The following is a 19,211-nucleotide window of genomic DNA, read 5'->3' as shown; positions in this document are numbered from 1 at the left end:
TCAGGTCAGCGGGAGCCGGTACCGGCCGTCCGCCAGCGGTTCGACGAGCCCGTCGGCCACCAGCCCGTCCAGCGCCCGGGCCCGCTGCACCGGCTCCTCCCACACCGCGTCCAGGGCCGCCTGCGGTACGGGGTTGAGCGCATCGCGCAACACCGCGAGCAGCCGGCCGCGCACCTGCCGGTCGGTCCCCGCGTACGTCTGGCCCTTGCGTGGCGGGCCCTCGTGCGCGGGCTTCCCGGCCAGCCGCCACGCGCACTGCGAGGCGATCGGGCAGCGGTCGCAGTCCTCGTTGCGCGCGGTGCACACGAGCGCGCCCAGCTCCATCGTGGCCGCCGCCCACCGCGCCGCGCGCTCGTCCTCGTCCGGCAGCAGGGCCCGGGCGAGCCTGCGCTCGGCGGCGGTGGTCGCGTTCGGCGGGTACTGGATGCCGTTCGCGGCGCGGGCGAACACCCGGCGGACGTTCGTATCCAGCACCGCGTGCCGCTGCCCGTACGCGAACGACGCCACGGCCGCCGCCGTGTACTCGCCGATCCCGGGCAGCGCAAGCAGCTGGCCGTGCTCGCTCGGTACGTCGCCACCGTGCCGTTCCGTTATCGCCTGCGCGGCCCCGTGCAGCCGCAGCGCACGGCGGGGGTAGCCGAGCCGGCCCCAGGCGCGGACCGCCTCCCCGGGCGCCTCGGCGGCCAGGTCGGCGGGGCGGGGCCAGCGGGCGAGCCACTGCTGGTACACCGGGAGGACCCGGCTCACAGGGGTCTGCTGCAGCATGAACTCGCTGACCATCACCCCCCAGGCGCCCGCTTCGGGACGGCGCCAGGGGAGATCGCGGGCGTGCTGCTCGAACCACCCGATGACGGGTGTGTGGAGGGAGGCGGCGGAGGGCGTCTGGGGGGAAGTCGAAGTCATGGCAGTCATCGCACTGACGATCCTGGCACGGAAGGCGGGAGCGGCGTCACGGGTGCGGGGGTGTCGGCCCACGCGGCGGCCCCGAGGGGTGAGAACGCCACCCGTTCTGTCCCCTGTGGCCGGGTCCAGCGACCGGTCTCCGTGATGATGATCGGCAAAACTTGATGATGATCGGCAAAACTTGTGTCCGGAGCGGCGGGTGGGGCCTGAGTCGGCCCGGATCTCTCGTACAGTTTGGCCCGTGGGATCTATGCGCAATCCGGTCGGTCCGCTTCCCTCCAGCATCTACTGGCGCCGAAGGGCGGTAGCGGGGCTTCTGGTTGCGCTCCTCGCGGTGCTGATCGCCTGGGCGGCCACCACCGTCGGCGGCGACGGAACGACGGACGACGGCAAGCCCGGCGGCTCCGACCCGGTGAAGTCGATCACCCCGGGGCCGGGCAGCTCCGGCCCGGCGATCAGCCAACAGCCGGGCGGCCGCGACGAGTCGGACGACCCCGACGGCCCGGACGGGGGGAGCGGCTCCGGCGGTGACACGGGCGCGGGCTCCGGCGGAGCGAGTGACGGTACGGGATCCGACGGTACGTCAACAGGCGGCGCCGGCAAGGCCGGTGCGGGCGACGGAGGCACGGACTCCGGCGGCGCCACGGCGGGCCGGCAGGTCCCGGCGAACTCCCCGCTCCCCGCATGCAAGCCCGGCGCGCTGGAGTTGACCCTGCGTACGAAGGTCAGTTACGGCCCCGACGACCGGCCCGAGTTCGAGATCATCGCCCGCAACACCTCGTCGGCGACGTGCAAGGCCGACCTCGGACCGAAGAACGTGGTGCTGACGATCACCGAGGCGAGCGCGGACGACGACGACGTGATCTGGTCCTCGAAGGACTGCCCCGCGACCCCGGGCCCGCTCTTCCTCCAGGTCCCGGCCGGCGCGACGATCGTGCACACGGTGGACTGGAACCGCGCCCGCTCGGCCCCCGACTGCGCCACCCCGCCGGCGACGAAGGCAGGCCCGGGCACGTACCTCCTGGAGGCCAAGGCCCCGGACGCCCCGGTCCGCCGGGCCTCCTTCGTCCTGAAGAAGGACTAGCCGGTTCCAACCCGTCCAGCCACTACCAGCCCGTCCGGCGTCTGACAGCGGAACCCCCAGCCCCGGTGGACGGCACGCAAAAGGGGCCGCCCACAAGGACGACCCCCCGGCCAGACTCAGACGTACCGCTCCAGGATCGACGACTCCGCCAACCGCGAGAGCCCCTCCCGCACGCTCCGCGCCCGCGCCTCCCCGACCCCGTCCACGGTCTGGAGGTCGTCCACGCTCGCCGCCAGCAGCTTCTGCAGGCCTCCGAAGTGCTCCACCAGCCGCTCGATGATCGCCCCCGGCAGTCTGGGCACCTTCGCCAGCAGACGGAAACCCCGCGGGGACACCGCCGAGTCCAGCGTCTCGGGCGAGCCGCTGTATCCCAGCGCCCGCGCCACCACCGGCAGTTCCAGCAGCTCCGTGTGGCTCAGCGCGTCCAGCTCGGTCAGCGCCTCGGCCACCGTGCGTGACCGTTTCGCCGTCGGCTCGGGAACGTAGTCCCGGACCACCAGCTCCCGCTCCGGCTCCACGCCCGCGATCAGCTCGTCCAACTGCAGCGAGAGGAGGCGTCCGTCGGTGCCGAGCTCGACCACGTACTCCGCGATCTCGGTCGCGATCCGCCGCACCATCTCCAGCCGCTGCGCCACCGCCGTCACGTCCCGGACGGTGACCAGGTCCTCGATCTCCAGCGCGGAGAGCGTGCCGGCCACCTCGTCGAGGCGGAGCTTGTACCGCTCCAGGGTGGCGAGCGCCTGGTTGGCCCGGGACAGGATCGCGGAGGACTCCTCCAGGACCCGCCGCTCCCCGTCCACGTACAGCGCGATCAGCCGCATGGACTGGGAGACCGAGACGACGGGGAAGCCGCACGCCTTGGAGACCCGGTCCGCCGTACGGTGACGGGTCCCCGTCTCCTCCGTGTGGATCGAGGCGTCCGGGACCAGCTGCACCCCGGCCCGCAGGATCTTGGTCATGTCCTTGTCGAGGATCAGAGCGCCGTCGAGCTTGCACAGCTCGCGCAGGCGGGTCGCGGTGAACTCCACGTCCAGCACGAACCCGCCGGTACACATCGATTCGACGGTCTTGTCCATGCCCAGGACGATCAGCCCGCCGGTGTTGCCCCGGAGAATGCGCTCCAGGCCGTCCCGCAGGGCCATTCCGGGCGCGACCGCGCTCAACGAGGCGCGCATCAGCGCCTCGTTACCGGTGCCTTGGCCGGACTTTCCGGGCGCTGTCGCCCGGTCGTTGGCTGCCACTGCACTCCTCCGGTCGACAGGTTTGCGGTGCCCTTGCGTCCCCCATGCCGTGTCCACGGGCGGGCGAGACCAGGGCAAAGTCTACCGGCGCGTGTTGTCCTCCTGCGGTGCCTCCTGACGAGACCGGCGCGGGAGGACCCGCAGAGCATCCCCCATGTCGGCGACTTCTGTGACCTTCATACCCGAAGGAACCCTCCCCGGGTCGGTCGGTACCAAGGCGTGGGTGAAGCCGAGACGGTGTGCCTCGGCCAGTCTCCGCTGCACCCCGGTGACCCTTCTGACCTCGCCCGCGAGCCCCACCTCACCGATCGCGACCAGGTTCTTCGGGAGCGGGGTGTCGCTGGCGGCACTGGCCAGCGCGAGCGCGATCGCCAGGTCCGCCGCGGGCTCGGTGAGCTTCACGCCGCCGACCGTCGCGCTGTAGATGTCCCGCTTGCCGAGCGCGCTGATCCGGCCGCGCTGCTCCAGCACGGCGAGCATCATCGAGACCCGGGAGGTCTCCAGACCGGAGGTGGTGCGCCGGGGTGAGGGGATCTGGGAGTCGACGGTGAGCGCCTGCACCTCGGCGACCAGGGGCCGCTTGCCCTCCAGAGTCACCGTCAGGCAGGTGCCCGGCACCGCCACGTCGCGCCGGGTCAGGAAGAGGCCCGAAGGGTCGGCGAGGCCGGTGATGCCCTCGTCGTGCAGCTCGAAGCAGCCGACCTCGTCGGTCGCCCCGTAACGGTTCTTGACGCCGCGCACCAGGCGCAGCCGGGCGTGGCGGTCGCCCTCGAAGGAGAGCACCACGTCGACCAGGTGCTCCAGCAGCCGCGGCCCGGCGATCGCGCCGTCCTTCGTGACGTGGCCGACGAGCAGCGTGGCCATCCCGCGCTCCTTGGAGGCCCGGATCAGGGCCCCGGCCACCTCCCGGACCTGGGCCATCCCGCCGGGCGCGCCGTCGATCTCGGGCGAGGCGACCGTCTGCACCGAGTCCAGGACGAGCAGCGAGGGCTTCACCGCGTCCAGATGCCCGAGCACCGCCGAGAGGTCGGTCTCCGCCGCGAGATAGAGGTGGTCGTTGATCGCCCGGATCCGGTCGGCCCGCATCCGGACCTGGCTCGCGGACTCCTCGGCGGTCACGTAGAGCGTGCGGTGGTCCGCGCTCGCCGCCTTGGCCGCCACGTCCAGCAGCAGCGTCGACTTGCCGACGCCCGGCTCGCCCGCCAGCAGCACGACGGCCCCCGGCACGAGCCCGCCGCCCAGCACCCGGTCCAGCTCACCGACGCCGGTCGAGCGCGCGGTGGCCTGACGGCTGTCGACCTCGCCGATCGGCACGGCGGGCGTCGAGACCCGGCCGGCCGCGGTGGTGCGCACGGCGGGCGCGCCGCCGAACTCCTCGACCGTCCCCCACGCCTGGCACTCGGGGCAACGGCCGAGCCATTTGGCGGTGGTCCAGCCGCATTCGGTACAGCGGTAGGACGGCCGGTCCTTCGCGGATTTCGTACGGGCAGCCATGGCGTCACCGTATAGGTGGGGTCTGACAGCGCCGCCCGCGCAGGGGCTCGGGGAGCCCCTGCGCACAGAGGGCGCACGGAAGCACTACGGGCGGAATCCGTGATCCCCGTCCCCTTTCGGGGGATACGTTCACCCGAAAGGATTAAATGTGCTCAAGGGCCGCCAAGGGCGCGTACTCCCTGCCTACGGTCGCCGGGTGACGAGCAGCAGGCTGCAGACCCCCACGCACACCACCGGCGCACCCCGGGCGCACCGACGAGCACCTCACGCCTCGGCCCAGCGACCGGCCGCACGTTACGAGCCGCACCTCGACGGACTCTTCACCTACTGCCTCTCCGTGCTCTGCGACCACGACGCGGCGACCGAGGCGCTCGGTACGGTCCTGGCCATCGCGGACCGGCACGACACCCGGTGCCCCGAGGCCGAGGAGGAACGTCAATCCTGGCTCTACGCACTGGCCCGGTGGACGTGCCTGCGCACCCTCACCGAGCGCAGGCGCGGCCGCCAGGCCCACCGCAGGCCCCCGGCGCCGACGAGGGGCGCGGGCCCCGCAGAGCGCACCTCGGCGGTCGTGAAGGGCCCGGCAGCCACCGCGGAAGGCCACGAGGGCGCGCACCTCACCCCGGAGGACGCCACCACCCCCGCCCCCGCCGAGTCCCCGGCCGCAGAGGCCCGCCGCCGGGAGCTCGCCACGCTCGCCTGGCCCGAGGCCGCGGGCACCACGCCGGAGCAGCGCGAAGCGCTCGAACTGGCCGTACGCCACCGGCTCACCCCTCGCGCCGTCGCCTCCGTGCTCGGCCTGGAACCGGTCACCGCCCGGGAGCTGCTGGCGGCCGCTGCCTGCGAGGTCGAGCGCACCCGCGCCGCGCTCGCCGTCGTGGAGACCGCAGGCTGCCCCACCGTCGCCCGGCTCACCGGTGACCACCAGGTGCTGCTCTCCGCCGCACTGCGCCGCGAGCTGGTCGGGCACGTCGACGACTGCCCACGGTGCCGCCGCGCCGCCGAACGGGTCGACGCCGCGGGCCCCTGGCCCGGTGCCGCCGTCGCCCCGACCGCCCCCCTGCCGCTCGTCGAGGCCCCCCGCCCCTCCGTGCACGTCGCCCTGGCCCAGGCCCGGCGCTCCCGCTCGGGCGGCCCGCGCTTCGGCCGCACCGGCTACCCGATGGACCCCAAGGACCACGCCGCCCGCCGGGACCGGCTGCGCGCCCGGGTCGTGACGACGACGGTGGTCGCCACCGTGGTCGCCGCCCCGGTGATCGCCCTGTGGGCCGCGTACCGGGGAGCCCCGCTCACCGGCGAGGGCCACGACGGCTCCAGGGTCACCGCCACGGAGATCGAGGGCGCGGGGGAGCGGAGCGACGACCCCGGGACCCCGTACGAGAAGACGGGCAACGCCCGCCCCGGCGACCGGCGCGGCGTCCCCATCCCGGATGTCACGGCCGAGGTCGTCAGCACCGGCGGCGACCGGGAGAGCACGGGCCGCCTGAAGGTCACCGTCCGGACCTCCGGCACGCTCACCACGATCACGCTGACCGCCTCCGCCCAGGGCCCGGTCGACTGGACGGCCACCACGGACGCGCGGTGGCTGCACCTCAGCCGTACGGCGGGCACCCTCGCGGCCGGGAAGTCCGCCACCGTCACGGTCGCGGTGAACCACGCGGCGGCGCCGCGCGGCCCGTGGCGCGCCCGGATCGCGCTGGACCCGTCGGGCTCCGCCGTGATCATCGGCGGCCACGGTGCCACCGCCCCGCCCACCGGCACCAGCCCCGGCCCGACGCGCCCCGCCCCCGGTTCCCCCGCCCCGACGGACCCCGGGCCGACCGGTCCGGGCCCGGGCCCCACCGACCCCGGCCCGACGGACCCAGGCCCGACCGATCCGGGCCCCGGCCCCACCGATCCGGGCCCCGGCCCCACCGATCCGGGTCCCACGGACCCCGCACCCACGGACCCCGCGCCCACCGACCCCACCCCGACCGACCCCGCGGACCCGCCGGACCCCGACCCCACGGACCCGCCCGACCCGGGCCCTACGGATCCGGCGCCGACGGAGTGACGACGGGCTCCAGGAACTGACAGGAACGACGTCTGACAGGAACTACGCACCGGTGACAGGAACTACGCACCGGTGACAGGAACTACGCACCGGTGACAGGAACTACGCACCGGTGACAGGAACTACGTACCGGCCACCTTCGGGTCCGCCGGATGCGGCGCCATCGGCAGCAGCGATGCCAGCCGCTCCTCGCACAGCTCGACCAGCCGGTCGTAGGCCTCCTTGCCCATCAGCTCGATCAGCTCCGGCCGATAGGTCACGTACACCGGGTCCCCGGCCCCGTGCGCGGACGTCGCCGAGGTGCACCACCAGTGCAGGTCATGACCGCCCGGGCCCCAGCCCCGGCGGTCGTACTCACCGATCGTCACCTGGAGTACCCGGGTGTCGTCGGGCCGGTCGATCCAGTCGTACGTACGCCGCACCGGCAGCTGCCAGCACACGTCCGGCTTGGTCTCCAGGGGCTCCTTGCCCTCGCGCAGCGCCAGGATGTGCAGCGAGCAGCCCGCCCCGGCGGCGAATCCCGGCCGGTTCTGGAAGATGCAGGACCCCTCCCAGCGGCGCGTCTGGCGTTCGCCGTCCTCGTCGACGCCGACCCAGCCCGTCTCCGTGCCGACGTCGTGGAACTGCCACAGGTCGGGGGTGAGCCGCGCCACGTTCTCGGCGACCCGCTTCTCGTCGTCCTCGTCGGAGAAGTGCGCGCCCAGCGTGCAGCAGCCGTCATCGGCGCGGCCCGCCTGGATGCCCTGGCAGCCGCTGCCGAAAATGCAGGTCCAGCGGGAGGTCAGCCAGGTCAGATCGCAGCGGAAGACCTGCTCGTCGTCGCCGGGATCGGGAAACTCCACCCAGGCCCGCGCGAAGTCGATGCCCTTCTCGTCGGACGGGTCCGGTCCGCTGGCCTCCGGCTGTGACGTCTGCTTGTTCGACTTCGGCTTCTTCGTGGCTTTGTCCTGCTTAGCCTTTTTCGTCTTTGGCACGCGCCCAGAGTAAGTCGCGCGGCGCAGTAGCGTTCCCCTATGAGACTCGGAGTCCTCGACGTGGGATCGAACACGGTGCACCTGCTGGTGGTCGACGCCCACCCCGGCGCCCGCCCGCTGCCCGCGCACTCGCACAAGGCGGAGCTTCGCCTCGCCGAACTGCTCGACGAGGGCGGCGCGATCGGTCCGCTCGGCGTGGACCGGCTGGTGGCGACGATCGCCGGGGCGGTCCAGGCCGCCGAGGACAAGGGGTGCGAGGACGTGCTCGCCTTCGCCACCTCCGCGGTGCGCGAGGCGACCAACGCGGACCTGGTGCTGGAGCGCGTACGGGTCGAGACCGGCGTCGACCTCGCCGTCCTCAGCGGCGCGGAGGAGGCCCGGCTCACCTTCCTGGCCGCCCGCCGCTGGTTCGGCTGGTCGGCGGGGAAGCTGCTGGTCCTCGACATCGGGGGCGGCTCGCTGGAGATCGCCTTCGGCATCGACGAGGAGCCGGACACCGCCGTCTCCCTGCCGCTCGGCGCGGGCCGCCTCACCGGCGCCTGGCTGCCGGACGACCCGGCCGACCCGGAGCAGGTCAGGGCGTTGCGCCGGCATGTGCGGGCCAGCATCGCGCGGACGGTGGGCGAGTTCAGCCGCGCCGGACGCCCGGACCACGTGGTCGCCACCTCCAAGACCTTCAAGCAGCTCGCCAGGATCGCCGGCGCCGCCCGCTCCACCGAGGGCCTCTACGTGCAGCGCTGCCTCAGCCGCAGCGCCCTGGAGGAGTGGGTCCCCAAGCTGGCGGCGATGACCGTCGAGGAGCGCGGCCGCCTCCCCGGCGTCTCCGAGGGCCGGGCCGCCCAGCTGCTGGCCGGAGCTCTGGTGGCGGAGGGCGCGATGGACCTGTTCGGCGTGGAGGAGCTGGAGATCTGCCCCTGGGCGCTGCGCGAGGGCGTCATCCTGCGCCGCCTGGACCACCTCCCGGTGGAGCGGGCCGCGCTGCCCGGGTGACGTACGACGCGAGCCCATGGCCCTGATCACTTTCCGCCAGGGCCCCTCGGCGCGGCGCACAGGTGCCCGTACGCTGTCCAGGTGGCAGAACCAGTGGTGCGCGTCCCCGATGCGAAGGTCGCCCTGTCAACGGCCTCGGTCTACCCCGAGTCCACCGCGACGGCCTTCGAGATCGCCGCGCGCCTGGGGTACGACGGCGTCGAGGTCATGGTCTGGACCGATCCTGTCAGTCAGGACATCGAGGCCCTGCGCCGGCTCTCCGACTACCACCAGGTCCCGATCCTGGCAGTCCACGCGCCCTGCCTCCTGATCACCCAGCGCGTCTGGTCCACCGACCCCTGGGTGAAACTCCAGCGGGCCAGGGCGGCGGCGGAGAAGCTCGGCGCTTCCACGGTCGTGGTGCACCCGCCGTTCCGGTGGCAGCGCAACTACGCCAAGGACTTCGTGACCGGAATCTGGCGGATGGCCGACGAGAGCGACGTCCGGTTCGCCGTCGAGAACATGTACCCGTGGCGCTACCGGGACCGCGAGATGCTCGCGTACGCCCCCGACTGGGACGTCACCAACGACGACTACCGGCACTTCACGGTCGACCTCTCGCACACCGCGACCGCCCGCACCGACAGCCTCGCCATGGTGGACCGGATGGGCGACCGGCTCGCCCACGTCCACCTCGCCGACGGCAAGGGCTCGGCCAAGGACGAGCACCTGGTGCCCGGCCGGGGCGACCAGCCGTGCGCGGAGCTGCTGGAGCGCCTGGCCCGTACGTCGTTCGACGGTCATGTCGTCATCGAGGTCAACACCCGCCGCGCGATGTCCTCCGCCGAACGCGAGGCCGACCTCGCCGAGGCCCTGGCCTTCACCCGCCTCCACCTCGCCTCGGCCACCGCCACCACGGACCCGGCCCCCCGGACCCACCGCCCGTGACCGAGGACCGCATGCTCCCGCTCCCCGCCTCCCCGGCCCCGGCCCGCCCGTGACCGAGGACGCACCCGCCCCCCGGCGCCGGGGCCGCCCCTCCCGCCGGACCGCCGCCGAAGGCCCCGACGCCCGTACACGCATCCTCCGGGCGGCCCGTACCGAGTTCGCCGAGCACGGCTACGACAAGACCTCGATCCGCCAGGTCGCCAAGGCCGCCGGGGTCGACGCGGCCCTCGTCCACCACTACTTCGGTACGAAGGACGATGTCTTCGCGGCCGCCGTCGAGCTCTCCTTCGAACCGGCCCTCGTCATCCCCGAGGTCCTCGGCGGCCTTCCGGAGGGCCTGGGGGAGCGGCTGGCCCGCTACTTCCTCTCCGTATGGGAGAACCCGGCCACCCGCGCCCCCCTCCTCGCGGTCCTGCGCTCGGCGCTCACCCATGAGGCGGCGGCGAAGGTGCTGCGCGGCTTCGTCCTGCGGCGGCTGCTGGAACGGATCGCGGCGGACCTCGACGTCCCCGACGCCACCTTCCGCGCGGAGCTCGCCGCCTCGCACCTGATCGGCATCGCGATGCTGCGCTACGTGATCCGCGCCGAGCCGCTCGCGTCGGCCGACCCGGAGGACATCGTCGCGATGGTGGCGCCGACGCTCCAGCGATACTTGACGGAGAGCTGACGACCCGCAGCGCAAGGCCCACACAGCGACCATCGTGTCCCGCATTCCGGACAGCCTGTCCAGATCTTGGATTCGGGGCGTACGCTCGAAGACAGTCTTTCCTAATCTGTCGGAGGCAGGTCCCCTGCCGAAGGAGCGAGCGACGATGCCCCAGCTGAGGTCCCGCACGGTCACCCACGGACGCAACATGGCGGGCGCGCGCGCCCTTATGCGCGCGTCGGGCGTAGCGAGCGCGGACATCGGCAAGCCGATCATCGCGGTCGCCAACTCGTTCACCGAGTTCGTCCCCGGCCACACCCACCTCGCCCCGGTCGGCCGGATCGTCTCCGAGGCGATCCTGGCGGCGGGCGCGGTCCCGCGCGAGTTCAACACCATCGCCGTGGACGACGGCATCGCGATGGGCCACGGCGGCATGCTCTACAGCCTGCCCTCGCGCGACCTGATCGCCGACTCCGTCGAGTACATGGTCGAGGCGCACTGCGCGGACGCGCTGATCTGCATCTCCAACTGCGACAAGATCACCCCGGGCATGCTGATGGCCGCCATGCGCCTCAACATCCCGACCGTCTTCGTCTCCGGCGGCCCGATGGAGGCCGGCAAGGCCACCCTCGTCGACGGCACCGTGCGCAAACTCGACCTGGTCAACGCGATCAGCGACGCGGTCGACGAAAGCATCTCCGACGAGGACATCCTCCGTATCGAGGAGAACGCCTGCCCCACCTGCGGCAGTTGTTCCGGCATGTTCACCGCCAACTCGATGAACTGCCTGACCGAGGTCCTCGGCCTCTCCCTCCCCGGCAACGGCTCGGTCCTCGCCACCCACACCGCCCGCAAGGCGCTGTACGAGGACGCCGGCCGCACGGTCGTCGAGATCACCAAGCGGTACTACGAGCAGGACGACGAGACGGTCCTGCCCCGCGCCATCGGCACCCGCGCCGCGTTCGACAACGCCATGGCGCTGGACATCGCGATGGGCGGCTCCACCAACACGATCCTCCACCTGCTGGCCGCCGCCGAGGAAGCTGAGCTGGCGTACGACCTGGACGACATCAACGAGGTCTCGCGCCGCGTCCCGTGCCTGTCCAAGGTCGCCCCGAACGTCGCCCCCGGCGGCACGTACTACATGGAGGACGTCCACCGCGCCGGCGGCATCCCCGCCCTCCTCGGCGAACTGCACCGCGGCGGGCTGCTCAACGAGGACGTGCACTCCGTGCACTCCGACACCCTCGCCGAGTGGCTGAAGAACTGGGACGTGCGCGGAGGCTCCCCGTCCCCCGACGCCGTCGAGCTGTGGCACGCCGCCCCCGGCTGCGTCCGTTCCGCGACCGCCTTCTCCCAGTCCGAGCGGTGGGACACCCTCGACCTGGACGCGGCGGGCGGCTGCATCCGCGACGTCGAGCACGCCTACTCCAAGGACGGCGGCCTCGCCGTCCTCAAGGGCAACCTCGCCGTGGACGGCTGCGTCGTGAAGACGGCCGGCGTCGACGAGTCGATCTGGACCTTCGAGGGCCCGGCCGTCGTCTGCGAGTCGCAGGAGGAGGCCGTCGACAAGATCCTCCGCAAGGAGATCAAGGCGGGGGATGTCGTCGTCATCCGCTACGAAGGCCCGCGCGGCGGCCCCGGGATGCAGGAGATGCTCTACCCCACGTCCTTCCTCAAGGGCCGGGGCCTGGGCAAGGTCTGCGCCCTGGTCACCGACGGCCGCTTCTCCGGCGGTACGTCGGGCCTCTCCATCGGCCACGCCTCGCCCGAGGCGGCCTCCGGTGGCACGATCGCGCTCGTCGAGGACGGCGACCGGATCCGGATCGACATCCCGAACCGGTCGATCGAGCTGCTGGTCGACGACGCCGAACTGGCCGTCCGCCGCGAGGCGCTGAACGGCGTGTACGCCCCCAAGAACCGCGAGCGCAAGGTCTCGGCCGCCCTGCGCGCCTACGCGGCGATGGCAACGAGCGCGGACCGGGGCGCGGTCAGGGACGTCTCAAAGCTGGGCTGACCTGTCGGGGGGAGCCGCTTCCGGCTCCCCCTCCAGCCCTTCCGGCGTGTGAGGAGCGGGGTCCGGGACGGAACTCCGGGGGCAACCGGGGTGCGCCTCGGGGTCCGACCAGGGCGGCGCCCCTGTCACCAGCCCCCCGGCTCCAGCCCGTCCACCGCGAACACCGACCCGTCGGGGGCCGTCCCCACGACCACCCGCCCCGCCGCCACCGGGGCGGGCAGGTCGGACGCGTACGTCAGCTTCCCGCCGCTCAGCCGCGCCCGCGTCTGCCCCACCAGCGCCCCCCGCCCCGTGTCGACGGCCAGCAGCCGCCCGTCCGCAGCCGAGAAGTACAGGTGCCCGCCATGCCCGAGCACCGGCGCGGACCCCCTTCCCACCGCGGTCTCCAGCCGCCACAGCTCGGCCTTCCCGCCGCCCGCCCCGGTGTCCACCGCCAGCAGCGATCCGCCCCGCCCCAGCAGGTACGCGGCGTCCCCGCCCATCACCACCTGCGGCTCGTCCAGCCGGAACGGCAGCGCGATCCGGGCGGCCTCCCGCTTCCCCGGCGCGTACCGCACCAGCCCGACCGTCTGCATGTCCGCGTTCATCTCCGTCAGGACCAGCTCCCCCGCCCCGGCGGTGGCGACCGGCGTGAGCATCCCGTCCAGCCGCAGCTGCCACGCGGTCCGGCCGCTCGCCGCGTCCACGGCGGTCACCAGGGTGGAGGCGCCGGTCGGCGCGTGCTCGAAGGCGTACGCGAGGCCGGACGCCTCGTCGTACAGCCCGAAGTCGGGCCGCGTGTGCCCCGTCAGCGGGCGCTCCCACCGCTCCACCCCGCTCGCGCCGTCGACCGCCGTGACCGTGCCGCCGTCCGCGACGGCCAGGAGGGCCGAGCCTGCGGGAAACGCGGAGCCGGGGCTCGCGGAGAGGCCGGTCTCCCGGACAGGGACGCCCTTCACCGGGTCGTACGCACGCAGCTTCCCGTCCGGCCCCGCCGAGAGCACCACCCCGCCCGAGACGATGGGCGCCGAGGCGTCGCGGAGCGCGGTGTTCCGGTCCGACCAGACCACGCGCCCGTTCGCCGGGTCGAGCCGCGCGGTCCCGGTCCCGGCCACCGCGCAGTACAGGGCTGCGCCCGCCCCGGCGGAGGAGCAGACGGGGGTGGCGCGGCCGCTGGTCCGCAGCGCGGTGCTCCACGGTGAGAAGGCGACATCGTCCGCCCCCTTGGCCTCCGCCGCCCGCTCCGGCGCCTGCGCAGGACCGCTCCCACCGCCACCCCACAGCGCGAACCCCCCGGCGCCCGCCCCCGCCATCAGCAGGAGCAGCACGGCCGCGAGGACCGGCCGCCCGGGCGTCGGCCGCCACCGCCGGGCCGGGACCGCCGCCCCGCGCACATGCGTGGCGTCCTCGGCCCCCTCCCGCTCGCCGGCCTCCACGGCGACCGCCGCGGGCCGCCGCTGAGCCGGTATGAACGCGGCGGCCTCGTACGACGGCGGCCGCAGCGCCGCCATCACCTCGTCCGGCGTCGGCCGCTGCGCCGGGTCCTTCGCCAGACACCGGCCGACCAGCTCCGCGAGATCCTCCGGCACCCCGCTGAGGTCCGCCTCGTCGTGCACCACCTGGTACGCCACGATGTACGGGCTGTCCGAGTCGAACGGACCCCGCCCCGTCGCCGCGTGGACGAGCACCGCCCCCAGCGCGAACACATCGGCGGCCGGCCCGACCTCACGCGGCCGCTGGAACTGTTCGGGTGCCATATAGGGCGGCGAGCCGATCAGCTTGCCGGTCTCGGTGCGCAGATCGCTGTCGTACGGGCGCGAGATCCCGAAGTCGATGACCTTCGGGCCCGCGTCGGAGAGCAGCACGTTGCTCGGCTTCAGATCGCGGTGGATGACGCCCGCCCGGTGGATGTCCCGCAGCGCCTCGGCCAGCCCGGCGGTCAGCCTGCGCAGCTCGGCGGGGGCCAGCGGGCCGTTCCGCTTCACCTGCTCGGCGAGGGTCGGCCCGGGCACGTACAAGGTGGCCATCCACGGCCGCTCGGCCTCCGGGTCGGCGTCCACGACAGGCGCGGTGAACGCCCCGCTGACCCGCCGCGCGGCCGCCACCTCCTGCCGGAACCGGGCCCTGAACTCGGGGTCCGCCGCGTACGGCCGGTGCACCACCTTCACCGCGAGCTGGAGCCCGGAGGCGGAGCGCGCGAGATGGACGACGCCCATGCCGCCCGAGCCGAGACATGCCTCAAGGCGGTAGGTACCCGCATAGTCCGGAAACTCCGCTTCCGGATGCGCTCCGGCCCCTGGCAGCGGCGGCATCGCCCACCCCCGTGTGTTGATGCGCAAGCGCGACGCACGGAGCCTAGTCGATGGTGCGTGCGAGTGGCGTGGGGCTTGTTAGCCTGCGCGTCGTACGGCTTCGTACACATCGTTTCTCAACGGGGGAGGCCCTCATGGGCGTTGACGAGCAGACTGTGGACCCGGCGGCGGAGGGGGCGGCCGAGGCCACCGAATCCACCACGACAGCGGCGGTGGCACCGGCCTCGTCGCACAGATACCCGATCGCCCCCGGCTACCGGGTCAACGTCCGCACCGGCCCCGGCACCAGCTACCGGATCGTGCGGACGCTCCCGCTCGGGATGAGGGTCCCGATCTACTGCCAGAAGCCGGGGGAGCGGGTCACCGGCCCGTACGGCACGTCGAACCTCTGGTGCAACATCGCCAACGGCGAGTTCATCTCGGACACCTACGTCTACACGGGCAGCGACGGCTACGTCGCTCCGCGCTGCGACTGACCCGGAACCGACCGGCCCGCCGAGCCGCTCGCTCACGGGACGACCTCCGTCCGGGGATAATCGACCCCGTGAGCGAGAACAGCGAGAACAGCGGCACCAGCGAAGCCCCCGGCGCCCCCGGGGCCCCCACGCCCCCGGGCGCACCTCCCGGCCCGCAGCCCGAGCCGATCCGTTTCTTCGGGACGACCTGGGTCGACCACGACGGCGGCTACGGGCTGCGGCGCGCCGGTGTCGCGGTCGGCTCGCTGGCCGCCGCCGTGGCCGCCTGCTTCGTCCTGCGCTTCGCCTTCCAGGGCCTGGAGATCGCGGAGGTCGGCAGCCTCATCGGGATGCTGGTGATCGTGATGTTCGCGATCTGCAGCGCCATCGCGTTCCGCAAGACCTGGGAGGGCTTCGGCGCCCGCCCGAAGGACCCGGCCCGCGAGGACACCCTGCGCGGCCTGAAGTCGATCGGCTTCATCGGCTCGCTGCTCGCCTATTTCTTCCGCTCGCTCATCGAGGCCCCGGGCGAGAAGCTGCGCCGCACGGAGTACGAGAGCGCCCGCACCCAGTTCGACAAGCGCCGCACGTCCCGCACGGGCAACCCGGCGGCCCGCAAGCGCCCGAAGCGCCGCTGACCTGAAGAACCCCTGACGTCACGGGCAGGGCTCAACACCCTCCCTCGCCCGTTGCCCGTCCTCCTCACCTCACCTCACCTCGACTCGCGCCCACCCCCCCCCGCCACACCGCCTGCCGGGCCCCGCGCCGCGCGGCCCGCGCCTCCAGCTCGGCCGCGCAGGCGTGGCCGGTGTGCGGCAGCCCGCTCAGACCCCGCTCCACCTTCCGGTCAACCCGGGCGTGCACCAGGCGAGCGCCGCCACCGGGATCCTCCCGAGCGCCCCCGGCAGCGCGGCCACGAAGAGCAGCAGCCGAAGCCCATGGAGCACCCGGCGGGACGCCTCGGTCCGGGCACCCGGGTGGACGTCGGCCGAGCTCTGCACGATGACAGCCGTCATGGGCGGCGGACCGAGCGCCCCGCACACGGTGTTGCCCGCGCGCCGGGTGATCAGCTCCTTGTCGTAGTCCGTACCCGGCGCTCCCCGCCCCCTTGACGACCGCACGCACCCGGGTCTGTAATTCATCACATGATGAATTACAGACCCGGGAAGGCCCAGCCGCCCCCAGCGGTGCAGGCCCGCGACCTCACCGTCGTACGAGGTGACCGCACGGTCCTGCGCACCCTCGACTTCTCCCTCGAACCCGGCACCATCACCGGTCTCCTCGGCCCCTCCGGCTGCGGAAAGACCACGCTGATGCGCGCGGTCGCCGGCACGCAGGCCAAGGTGACGGGCACACTCGACGTCCTCGGCCACCCCGCCGGAGCCCCGGCCCTGCGCCCCCGCATCGGCTACGTCACCCAGGCGCCCTCCGTCTACACGGACCTCACCGTCCGCCAGAACCTGGACTACTTCGCCGCCGTCCTGCTCCCCGGCCGCTCCCACCGGGAGACCCGCCGAGCCGCGGTCACCCGCGCCATCGAGGACGTCGACCTCCCCAGCCACGCCGACTCTCTCGCCGCCGCACTCTCCGGCGGCCAGCGCAGCCGCGTCTCCCTGGCGGTCGCCCTGCTCTCCACACCGGATCTGCTGGTCCTGGACGAACCGACGGTCGGCCTGGACCCCGTCCTGCGCCGGGACCTGTGGGACCTCTTCCACCGCCTGGCCGCCGACCGGGGCGCCACCCTCCTCATCTCGTCCCACGTCATGGACGAGGCCGAACGCTGCCACCGCCTGCTCCTGATGCGCGAGGGCCGCATCCTCGCCGAGGACACGCCCGAGGCACTGCGCACCCGCACCGGCACGGCGACGGTGGAGGAGGCCTTCCTCCACCTGGTCGACGAGGCGGCTGCACGAGGCACCCACCCCGAGGAGCCCACGCCATGACCACGCGAACAGCGCCCACCGCCCCCACCGGCCGAGCCCTGAACCCCTCCCGTACGGCAGCCACGGCGACCCGGGTCCTGCGCCAGCTCCGCCACGACCCCCGCACGATCGCGCTCCTCCTGATCGTCCCGGTCGCGATGATCACGCTGCTCCGCTACGTCTTCGACGGCGCCCCCGAGACGTTCGACGCGATCGGAGCCTCGCTCCTGGGCGTCTTCCCGCTGATCACGATGTTTCTGGTGACCTCGATCGCCACCCTGCGCGAACGCACCTCGGGCACCCTCGAACGCCTCCTCGCCCTCCCCCTCGGCAAGGGCGACCTGATCGCCGGGTACGCCCTGGCGTTCGGGGCGATCGCGGTCGTCCAGTCCGCCCTGGCCACCGCCGTCTCCGTCTGGCTGCTCGGCCTGGACGTGACGGGCTCCCCGTGGCTGCTGCTCCTGGTCGCCCTCCTCGACGCCCTGCTCGGCACGGCGCTCGGCCTCTTCGTCTCCGCGTTCGCCGCGTCCGAGTTCCAGGCCGTCCAGTTCATGCCGGCGGTGATCTTCCCCCAGCTCCTGCTCTGCGGCCTGTTCATCCCCCGCGACCAGATGCACCCCGTACTGGAGGCGATCTCGGACGTCCTGCCCATGTCGTACGCCGTCGACGGCATGAACCAGGTCCTCCACCACTCCGACCTCACCGGCGACTTCCTCCGGGACATCGCGGTGGTAGCGGGAAGCGCGCTCCTGGTCCTCTGCCTGGGCGCGATCACCCTGCGCCGCCGCACGGCCTGAGACGCCACCGCACGACCTGAGCCCCCGGTGCGAGGATGACGGACAAGGCGACGGTTACGCATCCGACGCATCCCGACCCCAGCACCGCCCGGAGGGCGAACCCATGACCCAGACAGTCGCAGTCCTCGGCACCGGCAAGATCGGCGAGGCCCTCCTCAGCGGCATGATCCGGGCCGGCTGGCGACCGGCCGACCTCCTGGTGACCACGCGCCGCAGCGAGCGGGCCCAGGAACTGCACACGCGGTACGGAGTCGAGTCGGTCAGCAACGCCGAAGCGGCAAAAGCGGCGGACATCGTCATCCTGGCCGTCAAGCCGCAGGACATGGGCAAGCTCCTCGACGAACTGGCCCCGCACGTCGGCGCCGACCGCCTGGTCATCAGCGCGGCCGCCGGCATCACCACCACGTTCATCGAGGAACGGCTCACGGAGGGCACCCCGGTCGTCCGGGTCATGCCCAACACCCCGGTCCTCGTGGACGAGGGCATGTCCGTCATCTCGGCCGGCAGTCACGCCACCGGGGCGCACCTCACCACCACCGAGGAGATCTTCGGCGGCGTCGGCAAGACCCTGCGCGTCCCGGAGTCCCAGCAGGACGCGGCCACGGCCCTCTCCGGCTCGGGTCCCGCCTACTTCTACTTCCTGGTCGAGGCCATGACCGACGCGGGCATCCTGCTGGGCCTGCCCCGCGCCCAGGCCCACGACCTCATCGTCCAGGCCGCCATCGGCGCCGCCGTGATGCTCCGGGACAGCGGCGAACACCCGGTCAAGCTCCGCGAGGCCGTCACCAGCCCCGCCGGCACCACGATCAGCGCCATCCGCGAGCTGGAGAACCACGGCGTACGGGCCGCCCTCATCGCCGCCCTCGAAGCCGCCCGCGACCGCAGCCGCGAACTGGCCTCCGGCAACGGCTGACCAGCCCCCGAGCGCCCGGCCCGCCTCCGGCCGCCGCACCCGCGGCGGGGGGTTGACACACCCGGACCGGAACCGTAATGTGCTCCGAGTTGTCCGACGTGAGTGCCGACCCCGGTCGGTCCCCGGACAGCCATCCCGCAGTGACCACGACCAGCAGCGACCTCGTGTCGCCTGCTTTTTCGTGCGCATTCGCGAAATGAGGAATCCGCGTTCGAAGGGACGCACCCCGATTAGCGTCGGGGGCCAGGAATCCGCTAAAGTCTCACTCGTCGGAACGGCCCAACAGCCGGGAAGACAAGCCCCGCTGACTGGGAATCAGGCCCGAAAGGATCTGATAGAGTCGGACTCGCCGGAAAGGGAAAACGCGAAAGCGAAGGACCTGGAAAGCGAAAACAGCAGGATCGCTCGACCCGCTTCGACCGGGAATCGGACACGAAAGAGTCTGATAGAGTCGGAAACGCAAGAACGAAGGGAAGCGCCCGGAGGGCCCCGGTGAAACGGGAC

At 73.0% G+C, this 19,211-nt stretch carries 16 protein-coding genes and 1 pseudogene; 11 read left to right on the top strand and 6 right to left on the bottom strand.

Going from position 1 to position 19,211, the window contains the following annotated elements; all coding sequences use genetic code 11:
- Positions 1 to 912, bottom strand: coding sequence for an A/G-specific adenine glycosylase (locus tag ABZ154_RS11430; protein ID WP_356831306.1), 912 nt, complete (start codon positions 910 to 912; stop codon positions 1 to 3).
- A 325-nt stretch (positions 913 to 1,237) separates the two neighbouring features.
- Here ABZ154_RS11430 and ABZ154_RS11425 point away from each other — a divergent pair, with 325 nt between their 5' ends.
- A complete protein-coding gene (locus ABZ154_RS11425; RefSeq protein WP_356831514.1) occupies positions 1,238 to 1,987 on the top strand; it encodes a hypothetical protein in 750 nt (249 codons plus the stop codon).
- 116 nt (positions 1,988 to 2,103) lie between these two features.
- Here the strand turns inward: ABZ154_RS11425 and disA are convergent, their stop codons facing one another.
- On the bottom strand, positions 2,104 to 3,228 hold the full coding sequence (gene disA / locus ABZ154_RS11420) for a DNA integrity scanning diadenylate cyclase DisA (RefSeq protein ID WP_073874337.1): 1,125 nt from the start codon (positions 3,226 to 3,228) through the stop codon (positions 2,104 to 2,106).
- Between the two features lie 81 nt (positions 3,229 to 3,309).
- Positions 3,310 to 4,722 carry a DNA repair protein RadA gene (gene radA / locus ABZ154_RS11415; RefSeq protein ID WP_356831304.1) on the bottom strand — a complete coding sequence of 471 codons (1,413 nt, stop codon included), beginning with the start codon at positions 4,720 to 4,722 and terminating at the stop codon, positions 3,310 to 3,312.
- A gap of 196 nt (positions 4,723 to 4,918) precedes the next feature.
- Here radA and ABZ154_RS11410 point away from each other — a divergent pair, with 196 nt between their 5' ends.
- Positions 4,919 to 6,775, top strand: a complete 1,857-nt coding sequence (locus tag ABZ154_RS11410; RefSeq protein ID WP_356831302.1) for a hypothetical protein — start codon at positions 4,919 to 4,921, stop codon at positions 6,773 to 6,775.
- 122 nt (positions 6,776 to 6,897) lie between these two features.
- Here the strand turns inward: ABZ154_RS11410 and ABZ154_RS11405 are convergent, their stop codons facing one another.
- Positions 6,898 to 7,749 (bottom strand): hypothetical protein, encoded by an 852-nt coding sequence (locus ABZ154_RS11405; RefSeq protein WP_356831300.1) that lies wholly within the window; start codon positions 7,747 to 7,749, stop codon positions 6,898 to 6,900.
- A 39-nt stretch (positions 7,750 to 7,788) separates the two neighbouring features.
- Between ABZ154_RS11405 and ABZ154_RS11400 the strand changes: the two genes are divergently transcribed.
- From ABZ154_RS11400 to ilvD, 4 genes are all read left to right on the top strand, one after another.
- Positions 7,789 to 8,739, top strand: a complete 951-nt coding sequence (locus ABZ154_RS11400) for a Ppx/GppA phosphatase family protein (protein ID WP_356831298.1) — start codon at positions 7,789 to 7,791, stop codon at positions 8,737 to 8,739.
- A gap of 93 nt (positions 8,740 to 8,832) precedes the next feature.
- Positions 8,833 to 9,666 (top strand): sugar phosphate isomerase/epimerase, encoded by an 834-nt coding sequence (locus ABZ154_RS11395; protein WP_356831512.1) that lies wholly within the window; start codon positions 8,833 to 8,835, stop codon positions 9,664 to 9,666.
- Positions 9,667 to 9,715: 49 nt separating this feature from the next.
- A complete protein-coding gene (locus ABZ154_RS11390) occupies positions 9,716 to 10,333 on the top strand; it encodes a TetR family transcriptional regulator (protein ID WP_356831296.1) in 618 nt (205 codons plus the stop codon).
- A gap of 145 nt (positions 10,334 to 10,478) precedes the next feature.
- Positions 10,479 to 12,329, top strand: coding sequence for a dihydroxy-acid dehydratase (ilvD, locus tag ABZ154_RS11385; protein WP_356831294.1), 1,851 nt, complete (start codon positions 10,479 to 10,481; stop codon positions 12,327 to 12,329).
- 125 nt (positions 12,330 to 12,454) lie between these two features.
- On the opposite strand, the gene ABZ154_RS11380 is transcribed toward ilvD, so the two are convergent.
- Complete coding sequence (locus ABZ154_RS11380; protein ID WP_356831510.1) at positions 12,455 to 14,620, bottom strand: protein kinase; 2,166 nt, start codon at positions 14,618 to 14,620, stop codon at positions 12,455 to 12,457.
- Positions 14,621 to 14,754: 134 nt separating this feature from the next.
- On the opposite strand from ABZ154_RS11380, the gene ABZ154_RS11375 reads away from it, so the two are divergent.
- The gene (locus tag ABZ154_RS11375; protein WP_356831292.1) at positions 14,755 to 15,096 is read left to right on the top strand and encodes an SH3 domain-containing protein; all 342 of its coding nucleotides are present in this window, start codon (positions 14,755 to 14,757) and stop codon (positions 15,094 to 15,096) included.
- A gap of 68 nt (positions 15,097 to 15,164) precedes the next feature.
- Positions 15,165 to 15,713, top strand: a complete 549-nt coding sequence (locus ABZ154_RS11370; RefSeq protein ID WP_356831290.1) for a hypothetical protein — start codon at positions 15,165 to 15,167, stop codon at positions 15,711 to 15,713.
- A 228-nt stretch (positions 15,714 to 15,941) separates the two neighbouring features.
- On the opposite strand, the pseudogene ABZ154_RS11365 reads toward ABZ154_RS11370, so the two are convergent.
- Positions 15,942 to 16,169 (bottom strand): annotated as a pseudogene (locus tag ABZ154_RS11365) (SulP family inorganic anion transporter); the annotation flags it as partial.
- 51 nt (positions 16,170 to 16,220) lie between these two features.
- Here ABZ154_RS11365 and ABZ154_RS11360 point away from each other — a divergent pair.
- From ABZ154_RS11360 to proC, 3 genes are all read left to right on the top strand, one after another.
- Positions 16,221 to 17,018: an ABC transporter ATP-binding protein gene (locus ABZ154_RS11360; RefSeq protein ID WP_356831288.1), complete on the top strand. Its 798-nt coding sequence runs from the start codon at positions 16,221 to 16,223 to the stop codon at positions 17,016 to 17,018.
- Positions 17,015 to 17,794 (top strand): ABC transporter permease, encoded by a 780-nt coding sequence (locus ABZ154_RS11355; RefSeq protein WP_356831286.1) that lies wholly within the window; start codon positions 17,015 to 17,017, stop codon positions 17,792 to 17,794. The genes ABZ154_RS11360 and ABZ154_RS11355 overlap by 4 nt, the downstream gene beginning before the upstream one ends.
- 103 nt (positions 17,795 to 17,897) lie before the next feature.
- A complete protein-coding gene (gene proC / locus ABZ154_RS11350; protein ID WP_356831284.1) occupies positions 17,898 to 18,707 on the top strand; it encodes a pyrroline-5-carboxylate reductase in 810 nt (269 codons plus the stop codon).
- Positions 18,708 to 19,211 lie beyond the last annotated feature (504 nt).

It is taken from the genome of Streptomyces sp. NPDC006261 (genome assembly GCF_040613515.1).
Lineage (GTDB): Bacteria > Actinomycetota > Actinomycetes > Streptomycetales > Streptomycetaceae > Streptomyces.
The sequence above is the reverse complement of the archived record's forward strand: the minus strand, read 5'-3'. Positions and strand labels throughout refer to the sequence as shown.

Bases quoted from the DNA above. Each gene is read 5' to 3' on its own strand.
- ABZ154_RS11430 (WP_356831306.1), bottom strand. From the start codon at position 912: ATGACTGCCATGACTTCGACTTCCCCCCAGACGCCCTCCGCCGCCTCC.
- radA (WP_356831304.1), bottom strand. From the start codon at position 4,722: ATGGCTGCCCGTACGAAATCCGCGAAGGACCGGCCGTCCTACCGCTGT.
- ABZ154_RS11400 (WP_356831298.1), top strand. From the start codon at position 7,789: ATGAGACTCGGAGTCCTCGACGTGGGATCGAACACGGTGCACCTGCTG.
- ilvD (WP_356831294.1), top strand. From the start codon at position 10,479: ATGCCCCAGCTGAGGTCCCGCACGGTCACCCACGGACGCAACATGGCG.
- ABZ154_RS11380 (WP_356831510.1), bottom strand. From the start codon at position 14,620: ATGCCGCCGCTGCCAGGGGCCGGAGCGCATCCGGAAGCGGAGTTTCCG.
- ABZ154_RS11375 (WP_356831292.1), top strand. From the start codon at position 14,755: ATGGGCGTTGACGAGCAGACTGTGGACCCGGCGGCGGAGGGGGCGGCC.
- ABZ154_RS11360 (WP_356831288.1), top strand. From the start codon at position 16,221: ATGATGAATTACAGACCCGGGAAGGCCCAGCCGCCCCCAGCGGTGCAG.
- ABZ154_RS11355 (WP_356831286.1), top strand. From the start codon at position 17,015: ATGACCACGCGAACAGCGCCCACCGCCCCCACCGGCCGAGCCCTGAAC.
- proC (WP_356831284.1), top strand. From the start codon at position 17,898: ATGACCCAGACAGTCGCAGTCCTCGGCACCGGCAAGATCGGCGAGGCC.